Raw genomic sequence first — 14,974 nt, 5'->3', positions numbered from 1 at the left:
CACATGACGCAGCCCGCTCCTGCGCGGCTTCATGCCGCGCCCTCGCATGAGGCCTTGCTCACGCTCACTCTCGCGGGCTATGGCCTGTATGGCGCGCTGTTGCTGGCTTATGCCGCCCTGGGGCATCTGCCGTGGGCGGTCGCGTCGGCCTACGTCATGCTGGGTGCCGCCATCAACCTGGGTCTGCTCAACTGGATGCTTTACGCCCCTGCCGCGTCAGGGCGCAGCCGCTTCCCAGCCCTGGCCTACCTCGCCCTCAATGCGGCGTTGCAGCTGGCTTTCTTTGCCCTGCTGCCACGCATGGGCGTGCTGTTCATCCTCCCCCTGCTCGCCTTGACCCCGGTGGCCGCGCTGCACGGCAGCCGTCTGCAACTCGTGCTGCGCGTGCTGATGCTGACCCTGCTGAGCGGAGCGGCCATGCTGCTGAGCCCCGGTCTGCTGCAGGTGCCGATGCAAGACGGCCAGACACGCGCGCTGGCGTGGACGGCGCTGGTGCTGGTGCTGGCTTTCAGCACCGCGCTGATCGTCGAAATCGAGGGTTTCAGCCGCGGCCTCCTTCAGGATAACCTGCGGCTGGACAAGGCTTACCGAGCGCTGCGGCGCTACGCCCTGCGCGACGACCTCACCGGTCTGGCCAATCGCCGCATCTTTCTCGAATATCTCAACGGCCAGATGAGCCGTCACCCGCAGCAGCCGCTGACCATTGGCCTGATGGACCTCGACCGCTTCAAGGCCGTGAACGACCGCCTTGGGCATGTCGTCGGCGATCAACTGCTGATCGCCGTGGGCCAGCGCCTGCGCTCGGTGCTGCGAGAGGGCGACCTGCTGGCGCGATTCGGCGGCGACGAATTCGTGGTGCTGCTGCCGGGCTACAGCACCGAGCAGCAGTTGAGCTTCATCGCCCGGCGTCTGGTGGGCTGCATCGAAGACCCCTTCCTGATCCACGGCCACAGCCTGCAGATCGGCCTGTCGCTCGGGCTGGTGGTGCATCAACCCGACGCCCCGGTCGACGCCGACACCCTGGTGCGCCGTGCCGACATGGCAATGTACTCGGCCAAGAAGAACGGTCACCAGCAATACCGCATCTTCGACCAACAGATGGAAGACGCGATGCAGGAGCGGCACCGCAAATTGCAATGGGTGCAAACCGCGCTGCGCGACAACAGGCTGGAGCTGCAGTACCAGCCGATTCTCTCTCTGCAGGCTGCCGCGCCAGGTGAAGTGGCGCAGTTGCAGATCCACGAAGTCGAGGCCCTGCTGCGGCTGCGCGACGCCGCGGGCCTGCACCGAGCAGCCACCTTCGAGGCCGTGCTCGACGACGAGTCGCTGAGCGTCGCGGTGGGTCGCTTCGTCCTCGCGACGGCCATGCGCCAGGCCGATGCCTGGTTCGGCGCGGGGCGGCCGCTGCAGGTGAGCGTGAACATCAGTCCGCGCCACTTCCTCGACCCGCAGTTCCTTTCCGACCTGCGCAGCGTGCTGGCGCAGCATCCGCAGTGCCCGCCGGGGCTGCTCGCCCTCGAACTAACCGAACACGGCTCGGAACTCGACGGCGCGATGGCGCGTTTCATGGTGGCGCAGTGCCGCCAGCTCGGCGTGCAGGTCATCCTCGACGACTTCGGCACCGGCAGCGCCAGCCTGATCCACCTGCAGCAGCTCGAAATCAACTCGGTGAAAATCGACCGCAGCTTCACCCACGATCTGTTCAGCAGCGGCGCGGGCTTGAGCATTTCCTACGGTCTGCTGCGCATTGCCGAGCTGATGGGGCTGAACGTCGTGGGCGAAGGCGTCAGTTCGGCGCAGCATGCTCTGGCACTGGTGTCGATGGGCTGCAGCCGGTTTCAGGGCTATGCCATTTCGCCACCGCTGTCCGCCGCCGACTTCGAGACCTGGCTGGCGCAATGGCCGCAGCAGATTCCCTGGACGGCCTCACTGGCCAGACAGTCGGCCATCTCGGCCGAGGCCATACAGGCGCTGGTCTGGCACAACGCGGTGGCAATGCGCGCGCAGCAAGACACCCTCAGCGACGCCGAGCGCCAGCAGTTCCTCAAGCCCAGCGCCGCGCTGTACACCGAGCTTGGGCGGTGGTGCCAGGCGCACCAGGCCGAATATGGAGACCGCCCCAGCTTCCTGCGCCTGATCCGCGAGCTGCATGTGTTTCACACCCGGCTCCGCGAGCACCTGGCCACCCGGGAACCCATCGGGCCGGTGCAGGCCGCGCAACTGAAGAACCACAGCCGCGTCGTGCGGCATCAGTTCTGGAATCTGGTGCTCGTCAGCGTACCCACTGCGGCGGCGGCAGCCCCGGAGCGCAACGCGGGTGAAGATTCGCGTTCGGCTGACTTCGTCACCTCGCAGCAGGACACGCTGCCGAGCTGACCGTAGCGACCGTCACGCAGCCACCACCCGCACCTTTTTCGCCGCCAGCTTGACGTTCGCTCTGGCGATGTCGGTGGACTCCGCGCGCGCCAGCGCCACGCCCATGCGCCGCTTCACAAAACTCTCGGGCTTGCCGAACAGCCGCAGATCGGTGCCTGCAATGGCCAGCGCCTGCTCCACGCCCTCGAAGCGCACACCCTTGGCATCGACGCCGCCATAGATGACCGCACTGGCGCCCGCCGTCCTGAGCGAGGTATCCACCGGCAGACCGAGGATGGCCCTGGCGTGCAGCTCGAATTCGCTTTGCCACTGCGTGATGAGGGTGACCAGCCCGGTGTCATGCGGGCGCGGGCTGACCTCGCTGAACCAGACCTGCTCGCCCTTGACGAAAAGCTCCACGCCGAAAATGCCGTGGCCGCCCAGCGCTTCGGTGATGCGCCGGGCGATATCGCGGCTGCGCTGCAGCGCCACCGGGTGCATGGGATGCGGCTGCCAGCTCTCCACATAGTCGCCGGCCACCTGCACATGGCCGATGGGTTCGCAGAAGTCGGTGCGTGCGGCGCCGTCGGCACCGTTGCTGCGCACGGTGAGCTGGGTGATTTCATAGTCGAAATCGATGAAGCCCTCGACGATCACGCGGCTCTGCGCCACCCGCCCGCCCGACATCGCCGCCTCCCAGGCCGGGCGCACATCGGCCGGGCCGTCGAGTTTGCTCTGGCCCTTGCCCGAGGAACTCATCACCGGCTTGACCACGCAGGGATAGCCGATGCCACCGTCGATCGCGGCCTGCAGTTCCTCCAGCGAATCGGCGAAGGCATACGGCGAAGTGGCCAGACCCAGTTCTTCGGCGGCCAGGCGGCGGATGCCTTCGCGGTTCATGGTTAGCCGTGCCGCGCGTGCCGTGGGAATGACCGTGACCACGCCTGCGGCTTCCAGCTCTTCGAGCACCGGCGTGGCGATGGCCTCGATTTCGGGCACGACCAGATCAGGCTTCTCCTTCAGAATGAGCGCGCGCAGGGTGTCTGCGTCGGTCATGCTGATGGTGCGCGCATGATGCGCCACCTGCTGCCCCGGTGCGTGCTCGTAGCGATCCACGGCGATGGTTTCCACGCCCAGGCGCTGCAGGGCGATGAGCACTTCCTTGCCCAGTTCGCCCGCACCGAGCAGCATCACACGGGTGGCCGCCGGGGAAAGCGGGGTGCCAATAGTCGTCATCTCAGATACTCCTCATTCAGAAGGCGCCGGCTAGGGCGTTGACCGTCAGCGCCAGGATCACCACATTGAAAAAGAACGCCGCCACACTGTGCAGCAGAACCAGACGGCGCACATGCCGCCCGGCGATGTTCACGTCCGAGGTCTGAAAGGTCATGCTCAGCACCACGGAGAAATACAAATAGTCCCAATAGTCGGGCACCTGATTGTCGGGGAACAACAGCGCCGGGCGGCCCGCGCGGCGCGCGGCGTAGTCGCTGTGGGCATACTGCAGCGCGAAGATCACCGAGAAAAACAGCCACGACAGCACGATGCTGCTTCCCGCCAGCGCCAGCACCTCGGGGTGGCCGCGCACCGCATGCAGTTCGACCGACAAGGCCGAGAACACTGTACCCGTGAGCACCAGGCTGAACAGCAACACCGTCCAGCGGCCCTCGGTCTCGAGTTCGGTTCGTCGTCTGAGCGTTTCATTGGTGGCGTGCGCCATCATCCACGCCGTCGTCGCCAGAAACAGCAGGGCGCCGGCATCGAAGGCCCACAACAGCGCCTGCACCTGCGGCATCCGGGCACTGAGCGTCCACCACAGCATCAGGCCCAGCACCAGCGAAGCGCTCAAGCGTGGACGATGACGCAGGGTGCGATAGAGACTGACGATGGGATTGACCATAAGCCTTGAAGTGTAGGAGTCTGTCGGACTTGAGGATCGCGGGCTGCAAATTGGGCGTGCGGCACCCCAAGCCCGACAGACTCCGGGGGCGACCTCATTGAACTCTAAAATGCCGCGGCGCAGCAGCACCTCCTTTTCCCTGCCCCTTGACCACCGAAAACCATGAGCGCCGACACTCCTCTCGCCCCTCCCGACCTGTCGCACATCGCCCCCCGTGAGCAGGCCGAAATCCTCTCGCAGGCGCTGCCCTATATCCGCAAGTTCCACGGCAAGACCCTGGTCATCAAATACGGCGGCAATGCCATGACCGACCCGGCCCTGCAGCAAGACTTCGCCGAAGACGTGGTGCTGCTCAAACTCGTGGGCATGAACCCGGTCGTGGTGCATGGCGGCGGCCCGCAGATCGACGAGGCGCTCAACCGCGTGGGCAAGAAAGGCACCTTTGTGCAGGGCATGCGGGTGACCGACGACGAAACCATGGAAGTGGTGGAATGGGTGCTGGCCGGGCAGGTGCAGCAAGACATCGTCGGCCTGATCAACCACGCCGGTGGCAAGGCCGTGGGCCTGACCGGGCGCGACGGCGGCCTCATCCGCGCGCGCAAGCTGCGCATGCGCGACCGGGAGAATCCCGAAGCCGAGATCGACGTCGGCCAGGTGGGTGAAGTGGCATCGATCGACCCTTCCGTGGTCAAGGCACTGCAGGACGATCAGTTCATCCCGGTGATTTCGCCTATCGGTTTCGGCGAGGACAACGCCTCGTTCAACATCAACGCCGATGTGGTGGCCGGCAAACTGGCCGAGGTGCTGCGCGCCGAAAAGCTGCTGCTGCTGACCAATATCCCCGGCGTGATGAACAAGAAGGGCGAACTGCTCACCGATCTCACCGCGCATGAGATCGACGAAATGTTCGCCGACGGCACCATCTCCGGCGGCATGCTGCCCAAGATCTCCTCGGCGCTCGACGCCGCCAAGTCCGGCGTCAATTCCGTGCACATCGTCGATGGGCGCATCCCCCACGCCATCCTGCTCGAAGTGCTCACCGAGCAGGCCTTCGGCACCATGATCCGGTCGCATTGATCGCCCAGGAGTCTGTCGGGCTTGGGTCGCGGAAAGCGAAAAATGGGAATGCGGATGCCATGCGGCGGCGGGTTTGCCGCCCCATAATCCGAGCTATGGGGCAAAAAACCGCTGCCGCAGGGCGCCGCAGGCCCGTTTTGCAGCCCGCGATTCCCAAGCTCGACCGACTCCTTGCCTCGTTCAGCGGCGGCAAGGACTCGATGCTCGCCGTGCAGCGCGCCCGCGAAGCTGGACTGGAGGTACGTTGGCTGCTGGCCATGCTGGAAGAGACCGGCCAGCGCCTGCGCAGCCACGGCGTGCCTCTGGCCCTGATGCAGGCGCAGGCCGATGCGCTGGGGCTGGAGCTGGTGACGGCAGCGGCGAGCTGGGACGACTATCAGGCCACCTTCGTCGCGCAGTTGCAGGCTCTGGCCGCGCGTGGCGCGCAGGCTGCTGTGTTCGGCGACATTGACCTGCAGGCCCACCGCGACTGGGAAGAGAAAGTCTGCGCCCAGGCCGGTCTGCAGGCGCATCTGCCGCTGTGGGGACAGCCGCGACGAGCGCTGGTCGATGCCTTCCTCGCGCAAGGCTGGCGCGCCCGTGTGGTCTGCGTGGACAGCCGCTTTCTCCATGACGGCTTTGCTGGCCGGGAGTTCGACGCCGACTTCGTCGCCAGCTTGCCTGCCGGGGTCGATGCCTGCGGCGAGAACGGCGAATTCCACACTTTCGTCTTCGACGGCCCGGCGTTTGCCCACCCCGTGGCGCACCGCGTCACCGGAGTACGGGCCTGGACTTCGCCAGCGCGCTTCGGCGCCGTGCGCTACTGCTTTGCCGATCTGGAACTGGCCCATGCCGCGTGAGTCGCCGCTGCAGACCGTCTGGCTGCTCGACCTCGACAACACCCTGCACGACGCTTCCTGGCGGGTGTTTCCGCTGATGAATGCCGAAATGACGGCGTTCATCGAGCGGCATCTGGGTGTGGAGCGCGACGAGGCCAATCGCATCCGCGCCCACTTCTGGGTGCGCTACGGCGCCACCTTGCTGGGCCTGATGCACGAGCATGGCATCGACGCCGCGCAGTTTCTGCGCGAGACGCACGACTTTCCGCATCTGCCGCGCATGTTGCGTTGCGACGGCAGCGAGCGCGCGGCGCTGGCCCGTCTGCCGGGCCGCAAGATCGTGCTGACCAACGCACCGCGCGATTACGCCCGGCGTGTGCTCAAACACCTCAAGCTCTGGCCGCTGGTCGATGACCTGCTCGCGGTCGAAGACATGTGGATGTTCCGCAAGCTGCGCCCCAAGCCGGACGCGCGCATGCTGCGCCATGTGCTGGCGGTGCAACGGCTGCGCCCTGCCCGCTGCGTGTTCGTCGAAGACACGCCCGGGCATCTGCAGGCCGCCCGCCGCATCGGCCTGCGCGGCGCCTGGATGGTGCGCTACGCCCGGCGCGCGGTGCGCAAACGGCGCGATCTGCCCATGGAGCGCACCGGCCTGCACGGCAGGCCCGATTTCGTCGCCGCTCGCATCCGCAGCCTGCACGAGCTACGTCGGCTGGCCTGAGTTCTCAAGAAAACGCAGGGCTGCCCCAAGTTTTTTTGACCCTCACGGAGGGGCGGGTCGGCTAGCCGACCCTGGGTGCGCTCTCACCCAGCATCGAGCGCGTCGCCCAGTTCCTTGGCGCGCTGGTCGGCCGCGTGCAGGGCGCGCACGATCGTGGCCTGCATGTCGGCCGCGTCGAACACCGCCAGCGCCGCAGCCGTTGTGCCGCCCTTGCTGGTCACGTTGGCCCGCAACGTCGCCAAGGGCTCGCTGCTGCCCTGCGCCAGCGCCGCAGAACCCGCCAGGGTGGCCAGGGCCAGTTCGCGCGCCTGGGCCTCGCTCAGGCCGAGCTCGGACCCGGCGCGGGTCATGGCTTCGGCCAGGTAGAACGCATACGCCGGGCCGGAGCCGGATACCGCCGTGACGGCATCGAGCAAGTCTTCGCGCTCCACCCAAACCCGCCGACCTGCGGGAGCCAGCAAGGCATCGGCCAGTTGACGATCCGCCGAGGTGGCCTCGACGCTGGCAAACAGGCCGGTGATGCCCTGGCCGATCAGCGCCGGTGTGTTGGGCATGGTGCGCACCAGTCGCTGCGCGCCGGTCTGACGCGTCAACGCGCTGCAACGTACCCCGGCCATGATGCTCACGTGCAGCGCGTCGGCGAGATGGGGGCGGCATTCGCTTGCAGCCTGCGCGAACTGCTGCGGCTTCACGGCCCAGACCACCGCCCGCGCCTCGAGCAGTTCGGCAGAGGGTGCGTCTAGCAGGCGAACGCCGGGGAAGCGATGCTGCAGGCGCGCGCGCTGCTCGGCGAAGGGCTCGACCACCTGCAGCCGAGCAGGTACTGCGCCCGAAGCCAGCAGCCCGCCGATGAGGGCGCTGCTCATATTGCCCCCGCCGATGAAGGCGACGACAGGAAGGGAAACGGAGGGTTCTTTCTGGAGGCTCGATGGGGTGTTCATGCAGCTATTGTCCCAGCTTGCCATGCGGGGAGGGCAAGACCCGCAATTCACCGATAATTCGGGCTCCATGCGCGTCCTTGCCCTCGACACCAGCACCGAAGCCCTGAGCGTCGCGCTCAGCGTGGACGGCCATTGCCGCACCGTCGATGAAGTCGGCGGCTCGCGCGCCTCGCAGCGCCTGCTGCCTGCTTGCGCCGAACTGCTGCAGGCAGCGGGGCTCGAGTTCGCCGATCTCGACCTGATCGGCATGGGCGCGGGCCCGGGCGCCTTCACCGGGCTGCGCACCGCCGCCTCGGCCGCGCAAGGCCTGGCCTACGCCCTAGACATTCCGGTGGCCCGCGTCGATACGCTTTTGGCCCAGGCGGAAACCGCCTTTGCCCTGCACGACGGCCTCGGCGCGGTCTTGCCAGACCCGGTGGAAGCCGAGCCCGGCACCGTGGTGCTGGTGGCCAACGATGCCCGCATGGGTGAGATGTACTGGGAGCTGTTTCGCGCGCAGGCCTCGGGGTGGCACAGTCTGCACCCGCCCACGGTGCAGAAGCCCGAACACGCGGTTCTGGCCTGGGCCGAAGTCCTCGCCGACCTGCCCGAACACCTGGATTCAGGCGAACTCCCCAGGCTGCTGGCCTGTGGCAATGCCTGGGCCGAGCACGACGACGCCCTGTCCGCCACCTTCTCCAGCCTGTCCGCCGTCAACCCGCGCCTGGCCGCCCTGCGCCGGGCGGTGCTGCGCGCCGTGGCCTGCACCCCGTCAGCCGCGGCGGTGGCGCGGCTGGCCTTGAGCCAACATGCCGCGGGTCTCTGCGTGCCTGCCGCGCAGGCCCAACCCATTTATGTGCGGGACAAGGTTGCCCTGACCACGGCGGAGCGGGAACTGGCCCGCGCGGCCCCATGAACGCCCGCCTGCGCCCCGAAGGCTCGACGGCCCCGGTCGATCAGCTGGCCTATGCCCTGAGACCGATGACCCCCGCCGATCTCGACGCCGTCGAGCGCATCGAGCAAACGGTGTACGACTTTCCCTGGAGCCGGGGCAATTTCGCCGACTCCTTGACCGCGCAATATCACGCCCAAGTCCTCACCGATGCCACCGATACGGTCTGCGGCTATTTCGTCGCCATGCCCGGCGTGGAGGAGATGCACCTGCTCAACATCGCGGTGGCCAAGACAGCGCAGGGCCAAGGCCTGAGCCTGCTGATGCTCGATGCCGTGGCCCTGCTCAGCCGCGCCGATGGCGCCCTGCTGCTGTGGCTGGAGGTGCGTCCGAGCAACGTCCATGCGGTACGCATCTACGAGCGCTATGGCTTCTATCCCATCGCACGTCGGCGCGACTACTACCCCTCGCTGGACACACAGGGCCGCGCCTGCCGCGAAGACGCGCTGGTGATGTCGGCGCAGGTTGTCGAACTGCTGCAGCGCCGCGGTCTTCGCCCGGACTGACTCACGCCCATGACAGACCGGCAAGACAACGCACCTCTCACGCCGCAAACCCTGCGCTGGATGCAGGCGCTCGGCCTGGGGCCGCTGTATGTGCGTCGGAATCTGTTGAAAGCGCCCGTGTCCGAGCGCTCCGACTCGCCTCCCGTGAAGGCGGTCGAGACGACGCGGCCCGAAGTTCGACCGACCGACCGATCCACCGCACGCCCGCCATCCCCCTCGTCGGCTGGCGCGGCTGTCAGCGCGCCGGGCACCGCCCGCGAGCAGGCCATCGCCCGCATGAACTGGGAAGAACTGCAAGCCAGTGTGCAGGACTGCCGGGCCTGCAAACTCGGCAGCAGCCGGCATCAGGCTGTGTTCGGCAGCGGCGCCACGCACGCCCGCTGGATGATCGTGGGCGAAGCGCCGGGGGCGGAGGAAGACCGGCAGGGCCAGCCCTTCGTCGGCGCCGCAGGGCAATTGCTCGACGCCATGCTGCAGTCCATCGGCCTCGACCGCCAGGCCGACGATCCGCAGCGTGCGGTATACGTTGCCAACGTGCTCAAGTGCCGCCCACCCGGCAACCGCAACCCGCAGCCGGAAGAAGTGGCGCAGTGCGTGCCGTGGCTGCAGCGCCAGGTCGCCCTGCTGCGACCCACGCTCATTCTGGCTCTCGGCCGCTTCGCCGCCCACAGCCTGCTCGGCAGCCAGGCGCCGATCAACCATCTACGTGGCCAGGTTCATGCCTTTGCTGGCATTGCGGTCATCGTGAGCTATCACCCGGCCTATCTGCTGCGCAACCCGGCCGACAAGGCGCGTGTGTGGCGCGATCTGTGTTTCGCGCGCGATACCTTCGCCGAAAAGACCGCCGCCACTGCGCATCCAAACTGAGACTTTTTTCACGAAAGAGTCGACGGCGTGACGCGGCATGGGGGTTGACCCTGAGCACCGAACGCACCACCGTTTTGAACAATGTAAAGCATGTCAAAAAGGGCGGAGAGCGGCGTTTTGCACCGCACGGCCATACAGGGGGTATGGCCCGCCTCGCCCGCACACCAGGAGACAGACATGCAGATCGACACCGCTTTTTTCATCAATGCCGTGGGCATCGCCATCATGATCTACGGGCTGATCGATATCCTTCTTCTTCGAAGCAAAATTCCGGGCGGACAGGTTGGCAAGGCCTGGAAGGCGCTGACCATCCTGATCGCCATGTTCACCGTGGGCTACCTCGTCTCACCCTTTTTCAGCAGCCTGCCGGCGGACTCCATCCGCATGATCGTGTCGCTAATCTTCCTGTTCGGCGCGGTGTATGTCATTCTGACCGTGCGCCTGCTGTATCGCATCATCGCCGAGCTTACGGCCTGATCTACAACGCGCCCACAAAAAAGCCCGGTCGTCGCACCGGGCTTTTTGTTGCCTGTGGACACAGGCGAAGCCAGCCATCAATGCATTTCGTCGCGGATGTACAGATCGCCCTTGAGGCTGGCGATGTAGGCGGCGATGTCCTCCAGATCCTGCTTGTTGTATTGCGCCACCATGCCACTCATGATGGCATTGTTGCGGCCGTAGAGCGGAGTCTGGTGTTTGGTCTGATATTGCTGCAGGGCGTGAAAGAGATAGCTCTGGTATTGCCCGGCCAGCTTGGGATAGTTGGGGGCGATGGGCTTGTCCAGACCGGCGCCGTGGCAGGCGATGCAGCCGCCCTTGTTGACCAGTTCCTCACCCTTCTTGATATCGGCCGCGTGGGCAAACTGGGCCAAGGTCAGGCTGGCCACCGCCAGCAGAATGCTTTTTTTCATCGAGGATCTCCGCGCTTGTTATTTGATTGGCTGGCCTTTGGGCGTAGCGTAGTAGGCCGCAATATCCGCCATCTGCTGGTCGGTCAGCGACGCGGCAACGGCGCGCATGGTGGGGAAGCGACGGTTGCCGTTCTTGTATTCCTTCAGCGCGTCGACGATGTATTGCGCGCTCTGGCCGTTGATCATGGGCACGGCAAACATTTCCGGGAAGGAGGAGCGGTAACCGCCACCCATGTTGTGGCACCCTTGGCAGGTGGCCACCAGCTTGGCGCCTTCGGCGGCATTGCCAACCACGTCCTGCGCGTGGGCGGAGGCCGCAAGCATCAGGGAAGCGAGAAAGAGGACTTTTTTCATTGCGGACGCGAATGTGTTGAGAGCCATCAAACAAGCGCCCCATTATAGGGAGGCACTCCGCCGCATCGCGTCATTTTGTCGCAGTCAAGACTTAACGCGTTCCTGAATTGACAAAACGCAGACTCCATGCATTTGAGTCAATTTGTAACCAGCAACTCAGACACTTCACGCTCGAAGTCACGCACCCATTCCTCGGGCAGCATGGTGCAGAGTTGCCGCCTGACCTTGTCGGCCTGTGCCTGCCCGGCCAGCTCGGCGATGAGCCCCAGACAATCCAGAAGTGCGGGCAGCAGGGATTCGGGCTGATCGGCGCCGCGCAGTCGCGCCCGAGCCGGGCCGCTCTGCGCGCCAAGAATGCGCTCGACCATGTCGAACATATACATGCGCGACAGGGCGATGGAGCGTCGCGGCGGTGGCGCCACGGCCTGCGCCAGTTCCGCCGCTGAAACCGCCGAGGGCGCCTGCGCCTGGTCGCCGTCCGCTGCTGCGCCGTGTCTGACCCTTTCGACCAGGCCAGCGGCCAACAGTGGCTGCGCGAGTTGCAGCGCCTCGTCGCCCATCAGCGCGCAAAGCTCGCTCAGTTCGCGGCGGCCGTCGCAAAGGATCAGGATGTGACGTTGGCGCCCGCCCATGGTCTGGCTGCGCTGCTGCAGTTCGTTGCGCCCGGCAACCGTTTTGCGCAACACATCCGTCTTGGTCAATTCCCGCATACACCCCCCCCCCCAAAGAGGGGGAAAATGTAAATTCGGCGCGTGACTGTCTTATGACAGGCGGGTGGTAAAAGAATGCAACGGCGCCCCGCTCTCAGTCGAATCTAAGCCTTGCTCTGTCAAAATCCTCGCCACAATTCCAACCATCTCTGGCGCCTCTATGCACCTCTATCTCCTGGCCATCGCCGCCCTTCAAGGCGTGACCGAGCTGTTTCCCATCTCCAGCCTGGGGCACAGCATCCTCATCCCAGCCTTGTTTCACTGGCCGATCGACCGCACGGCGGAGTGGTTTCTGCCCTTCATCGTGGTGCTTCATCTGGGCACGGCCAGCGCGCTGCTGATCTATTTCTGGCGCGACTGGGCCCGTCTGATCGGCGGCTGGCTTCGCGCCGGGGGCAAGGCCAGCAACCCCGACGCCCGCCTCATGTGGCTGCTCATTGCGGGCACCATCCCGGCAGGGCTGCTCGGGCTGCTGCTGTCGCACAAGATCAAGGCGCTGTTCGGCGGTTTCACCTTTGCCGCGGTGGCGCTCATGCTCAACGGCCTGTTGCTGCTCGGAGGCGATTTCCTCAAGCATCGCAAGGGCCTGATCGCGCTGCCCGAACTGGGGTGGCGCCGCGCCGTGCTGGTGGGCCTGGCGCAGGCGCTGGCGCTGATTCCGGGCTTCTCGCGCTCGGGTGCCACGCTGGTGGCGGGGCTGGGTCTGGGGCTGAACTATGGCGACGCGGCAAAGTTCTCGTTTCTGCTGGCCACGCCCATCATCGCCGCGGCTGGCGTGCTGGAGGTGCCCAAGCTGCTCCACGCCGGCGTGCCGCACGAACTGCTGGGCATCATCGGCCTTGCCGGGGTGCTCTCGGGCGTGTTCGCCTGGTTGTCGACCTGGTTCCTGATGCGCTGGTTCTCCGACCACGAGATGAAGGCGCTGCGGCCTTTCGGCATCTACTGCCTCGTGCTGGGCGCCGTCGCTCTGCTTCTAGGTTGAGGGGGCGGCGCGCAACAGCGCCTGCACGGCGGCCACGCGCCGACGACTGACGGGCAGGGTATCGGGCACGCCGTGCAGATGCAGCGTCCAGGCGCCGCTTTCGGCATCGGCGCCCGCGGCCTCCTGTTCCTGCACAAACCCGTCCACCCCCGATGTCGGCCGTTCCAGACTGCGGATGGCCCGGGCTGCGACCAGAGCGCTGCGGTGGATGCGAACGAAGTGCTCGGCGTAGCGCTGCTCCAGATCGACCAGAGCGGTGTCGATGAGGTAGTGCTGCTGCAGTGTGCGCAGGGTGGTGTACTTGGCGTCGGCGCGGCAATAGAGGATGTCGGCCAGAGGCACGCGCTTGAGGGCGCCGCGATCCTGCACCGTGAGATAGACGGTCTCCACCCCGCTCGGCGTCGACGCCACGGCGCCCTGAGCGCGCAGCCACAGCGCGGCCTTGCCCATGGCCACCGCCAGACGATCGCGGCGAACCGGCTTGGTGAGATAGTCCACCGCGGAAACGTCGAAGGCATCGAGGGCATGCTGTTCATGCGCCGTGACGAAGACGATGGCCGGATGGTGAACCCCGGGGTCGCCCGCCAGTCGCCGGGCCAGGTCCATGCCCGTCTGGCCGGGCATCTGGATGTCGAGCAGCAGCACGTCGACGCGCTGCCTGCGCAGCAGCGTCCACGCCTCGGCGGCGTCGGCCGCTTCGTCCACCGAGGCTTGCGTGGTCTCTGGCAGTTCGGCGAGCAGGCGGCGCAGGCGGCTGCGGGCCAGCGGTTCGTCGTCGACGATGAGCACGTTCATAACGGCAAGCGTAACCGCGCCCGCCAGCGGGCCAGCCCGTCTTCGACGACTTCGCCCTGATCCACCTCGGCGGCAATGTCGTAGAGCAGATGCAGACGCTGGCGGATGTTGCGCAGCGCCGTGCCCGTGCCGTGCCGACGTGGGGGTGGGGCATCGCTCATGGCGGGCAGATCATTGCGCACGCTCACTTCGATCTGGCCCAGCCTGCGCGCCACGTCAATATCGATCTGCACGGTGCGACTGCTGCGCTCCACCCCATGCCGCACGGCGTTCTCCACCAGCGGCTGCAGAGTCAACGTCGGGATGCGGATCTGCAGCAGGGTTTCGTCCACATGCCATTGCACCCGCATGCGCTCGCCGAATCGCACCGATTCGATGTCGAGATAGCGCCGCGCCAGATCCATCTCCTGCTCCAGCGTGACCAGCGTGCCCGGCTTGCCCACACTGGCGCGAAACAGTTCGGCCAGATCGTCGAGCACCGCCTCGGCGCGCTCGGGCTGCTCGCGCACCAGGGCGCTGGCGGCGTTGAGGGTGTTGAACAGGAAGTGCGGCCGGATGCGAGATTGCAGCTCGTTGAGCCGCGCCTGCATGTCGATCGGCGTGAAAGCGCGGGCACGGAGCTGCAGATAGTGGACGAAGACCAGTGCCAGCGCCGCACCCGCGAGCATGGCCTGCAGCGGCCGCAGCGCGCTGTTCGGGGCGAGGGCGTCGAACAACGGTTGCACCAGCAGATTCAAGCCCAGAGCCGAGAGACCGCCCAGGATCATCGCCACCGTGAGCACAGCGGCCGCGGCGCGCAGCCGCCATAGCCGCTGCGTCACGCACATCAACGCAAGCCAGAGCAGCGCCGCCGGCTCAACCCAGGAAAGCAGCAACAAGGTGCCGATGCGCCCCTCGCCTTCGGGCCAGTGCATCAGCACGATCATGGCCAGCAGCAGGTTGAGCGCAACCAGCGCGCGCACCAGACTGCCCGCGCCGCAAATATCGAGGCGCACGGCGGCTTCGTTGGCAGTGACCTGCTCTCCCGACTGGGGTTTCTGGGTCATTTGTCCTTCTAGAATTATCGGTTTGCGCTTTGACGCTCTACGCTCTACTTCCGCGAGACC

Annotated in this window: 17 protein-coding genes; 9 read left to right on the top strand and 8 right to left on the bottom strand. The window is 66.3% G+C overall.

Going from position 1 to position 14,974, the window contains the following annotated elements; genetic code table 11:
- Positions 1-3 precede the first annotated feature (3 nt).
- Complete coding sequence (locus ASC45_RS05865) at positions 4-2,376, top strand: putative bifunctional diguanylate cyclase/phosphodiesterase (protein WP_055450083.1); 2,373 nt, start codon at positions 4-6, stop codon at positions 2,374-2,376.
- A 12-nt stretch (positions 2,377-2,388) separates the two neighbouring features.
- Here the strand turns inward: ASC45_RS05865 and purT are convergent, their stop codons facing one another.
- Entirely contained in the window at positions 2,389-3,591 is a 1,203-nt protein-coding gene (gene purT, locus ASC45_RS05860) for a formate-dependent phosphoribosylglycinamide formyltransferase (protein ID WP_055450082.1), read from the bottom strand.
- 16 nt (positions 3,592-3,607) lie between these two features.
- Positions 3,608-4,255 carry a DUF1345 domain-containing protein gene (locus ASC45_RS05855; protein ID WP_055450081.1) on the bottom strand — a complete coding sequence of 216 codons (648 nt, stop codon included), beginning with the start codon at positions 4,253-4,255 and terminating at the stop codon, positions 3,608-3,610.
- A gap of 162 nt (positions 4,256-4,417) precedes the next feature.
- Between ASC45_RS05855 and argB the strand changes: the two genes are divergently transcribed.
- The 3 genes from argB (at position 4,418) to ASC45_RS05840 (ending at position 6,871) form a co-directional block, all read left to right on the top strand.
- On the top strand, positions 4,418-5,332 hold the full coding sequence (gene argB, locus ASC45_RS05850; protein WP_055450080.1) for an acetylglutamate kinase: 915 nt from the start codon (positions 4,418-4,420) through the stop codon (positions 5,330-5,332).
- 95 nt (positions 5,333-5,427) lie between these two features.
- Entirely contained in the window at positions 5,428-6,171 is a 744-nt protein-coding gene (locus tag ASC45_RS05845; protein ID WP_072242982.1) for a Dph6-related ATP pyrophosphatase, read from the top strand.
- Positions 6,161-6,871 (top strand): pyrimidine 5'-nucleotidase, encoded by a 711-nt coding sequence (locus ASC45_RS05840; protein ID WP_055450079.1) that lies wholly within the window; start codon positions 6,161-6,163, stop codon positions 6,869-6,871. Before ASC45_RS05845 ends, ASC45_RS05840 begins: the two co-directional genes overlap by 11 nt.
- A gap of 83 nt (positions 6,872-6,954) precedes the next feature.
- On the opposite strand, the gene proC is transcribed toward ASC45_RS05840, so the two are convergent.
- The gene (gene proC / locus ASC45_RS05835; protein ID WP_055450078.1) at positions 6,955-7,812 is read right to left on the bottom strand and encodes a pyrroline-5-carboxylate reductase; all 858 of its coding nucleotides are present in this window, start codon (positions 7,810-7,812) and stop codon (positions 6,955-6,957) included.
- Positions 7,813-7,879: 67 nt separating this feature from the next.
- On the opposite strand from proC, the gene tsaB reads away from it, so the two are divergent.
- The 4 genes from tsaB (at position 7,880) to ASC45_RS05815 (ending at position 10,593) form a co-directional block, all read left to right on the top strand.
- Positions 7,880-8,707: a tRNA (adenosine(37)-N6)-threonylcarbamoyltransferase complex dimerization subunit type 1 TsaB gene (gene tsaB / locus ASC45_RS05830; RefSeq protein ID WP_055450162.1), complete on the top strand. Its 828-nt coding sequence runs from the start codon at positions 7,880-7,882 to the stop codon at positions 8,705-8,707.
- The gene (rimI, locus tag ASC45_RS05825) at positions 8,704-9,249 is read left to right on the top strand and encodes a ribosomal protein S18-alanine N-acetyltransferase (protein WP_055450077.1); all 546 of its coding nucleotides are present in this window, start codon (positions 8,704-8,706) and stop codon (positions 9,247-9,249) included. Before tsaB ends, rimI begins: the two co-directional genes overlap by 4 nt.
- Before the next feature lie 9 nt (positions 9,250-9,258).
- The gene (locus ASC45_RS05820; protein WP_055450076.1) at positions 9,259-10,116 is read left to right on the top strand and encodes a uracil-DNA glycosylase; all 858 of its coding nucleotides are present in this window, start codon (positions 9,259-9,261) and stop codon (positions 10,114-10,116) included.
- Positions 10,117-10,293: 177 nt separating this feature from the next.
- On the top strand, positions 10,294-10,593 hold the full coding sequence (locus ASC45_RS05815) for a hypothetical protein (RefSeq protein ID WP_055450075.1): 300 nt from the start codon (positions 10,294-10,296) through the stop codon (positions 10,591-10,593).
- Positions 10,594-10,670: 77 nt separating this feature from the next.
- Here the strand turns inward: ASC45_RS05815 and ASC45_RS05810 are convergent, their stop codons facing one another.
- The 3 genes from ASC45_RS05810 to ASC45_RS05800 form a co-directional block, all read right to left on the bottom strand.
- A complete protein-coding gene (locus ASC45_RS05810) occupies positions 10,671-11,027 on the bottom strand; it encodes a c-type cytochrome (protein WP_055450074.1) in 357 nt (118 codons plus the stop codon).
- Between the two features lie 18 nt (positions 11,028-11,045).
- Positions 11,046-11,408 (bottom strand): c-type cytochrome, encoded by a 363-nt coding sequence (locus ASC45_RS05805; protein ID WP_055450073.1) that lies wholly within the window; start codon positions 11,406-11,408, stop codon positions 11,046-11,048.
- Positions 11,409-11,518: 110 nt separating this feature from the next.
- A complete protein-coding gene (locus tag ASC45_RS05800) occupies positions 11,519-12,091 on the bottom strand; it encodes a hypothetical protein (RefSeq protein ID WP_055450072.1) in 573 nt (190 codons plus the stop codon).
- 160 nt (positions 12,092-12,251) lie between these two features.
- Here ASC45_RS05800 and ASC45_RS05795 point away from each other — a divergent pair, with 160 nt between their 5' ends.
- Positions 12,252-13,073: an undecaprenyl-diphosphate phosphatase gene (locus tag ASC45_RS05795; protein ID WP_055450071.1), complete on the top strand. Its 822-nt coding sequence runs from the start codon at positions 12,252-12,254 to the stop codon at positions 13,071-13,073.
- Here ASC45_RS05795 and ASC45_RS05790 read toward each other — a convergent pair.
- Positions 13,065-13,868, bottom strand: a complete 804-nt coding sequence (locus ASC45_RS05790; protein ID WP_055450070.1) for a LytR/AlgR family response regulator transcription factor — start codon at positions 13,866-13,868, stop codon at positions 13,065-13,067. The genes ASC45_RS05795 and ASC45_RS05790 overlap by 9 nt on opposite strands.
- Positions 13,865-14,914 (bottom strand): sensor histidine kinase, encoded by a 1,050-nt coding sequence (locus ASC45_RS05785; RefSeq protein WP_055450069.1) that lies wholly within the window; start codon positions 14,912-14,914, stop codon positions 13,865-13,867. The genes ASC45_RS05790 and ASC45_RS05785 overlap by 4 nt, the downstream gene beginning before the upstream one ends.
- Positions 14,915-14,974: the final 60 nt, after the last annotated feature.

The organism is Thiomonas bhubaneswarensis (assembly GCF_001418255.1).
In the GTDB taxonomy this organism is placed as follows: Bacteria; Pseudomonadota; Gammaproteobacteria; order Burkholderiales; family Burkholderiaceae_C; genus Thiomonas; species Thiomonas bhubaneswarensis.
This window is presented reverse-complemented; position numbering and strand designations above follow the sequence as displayed.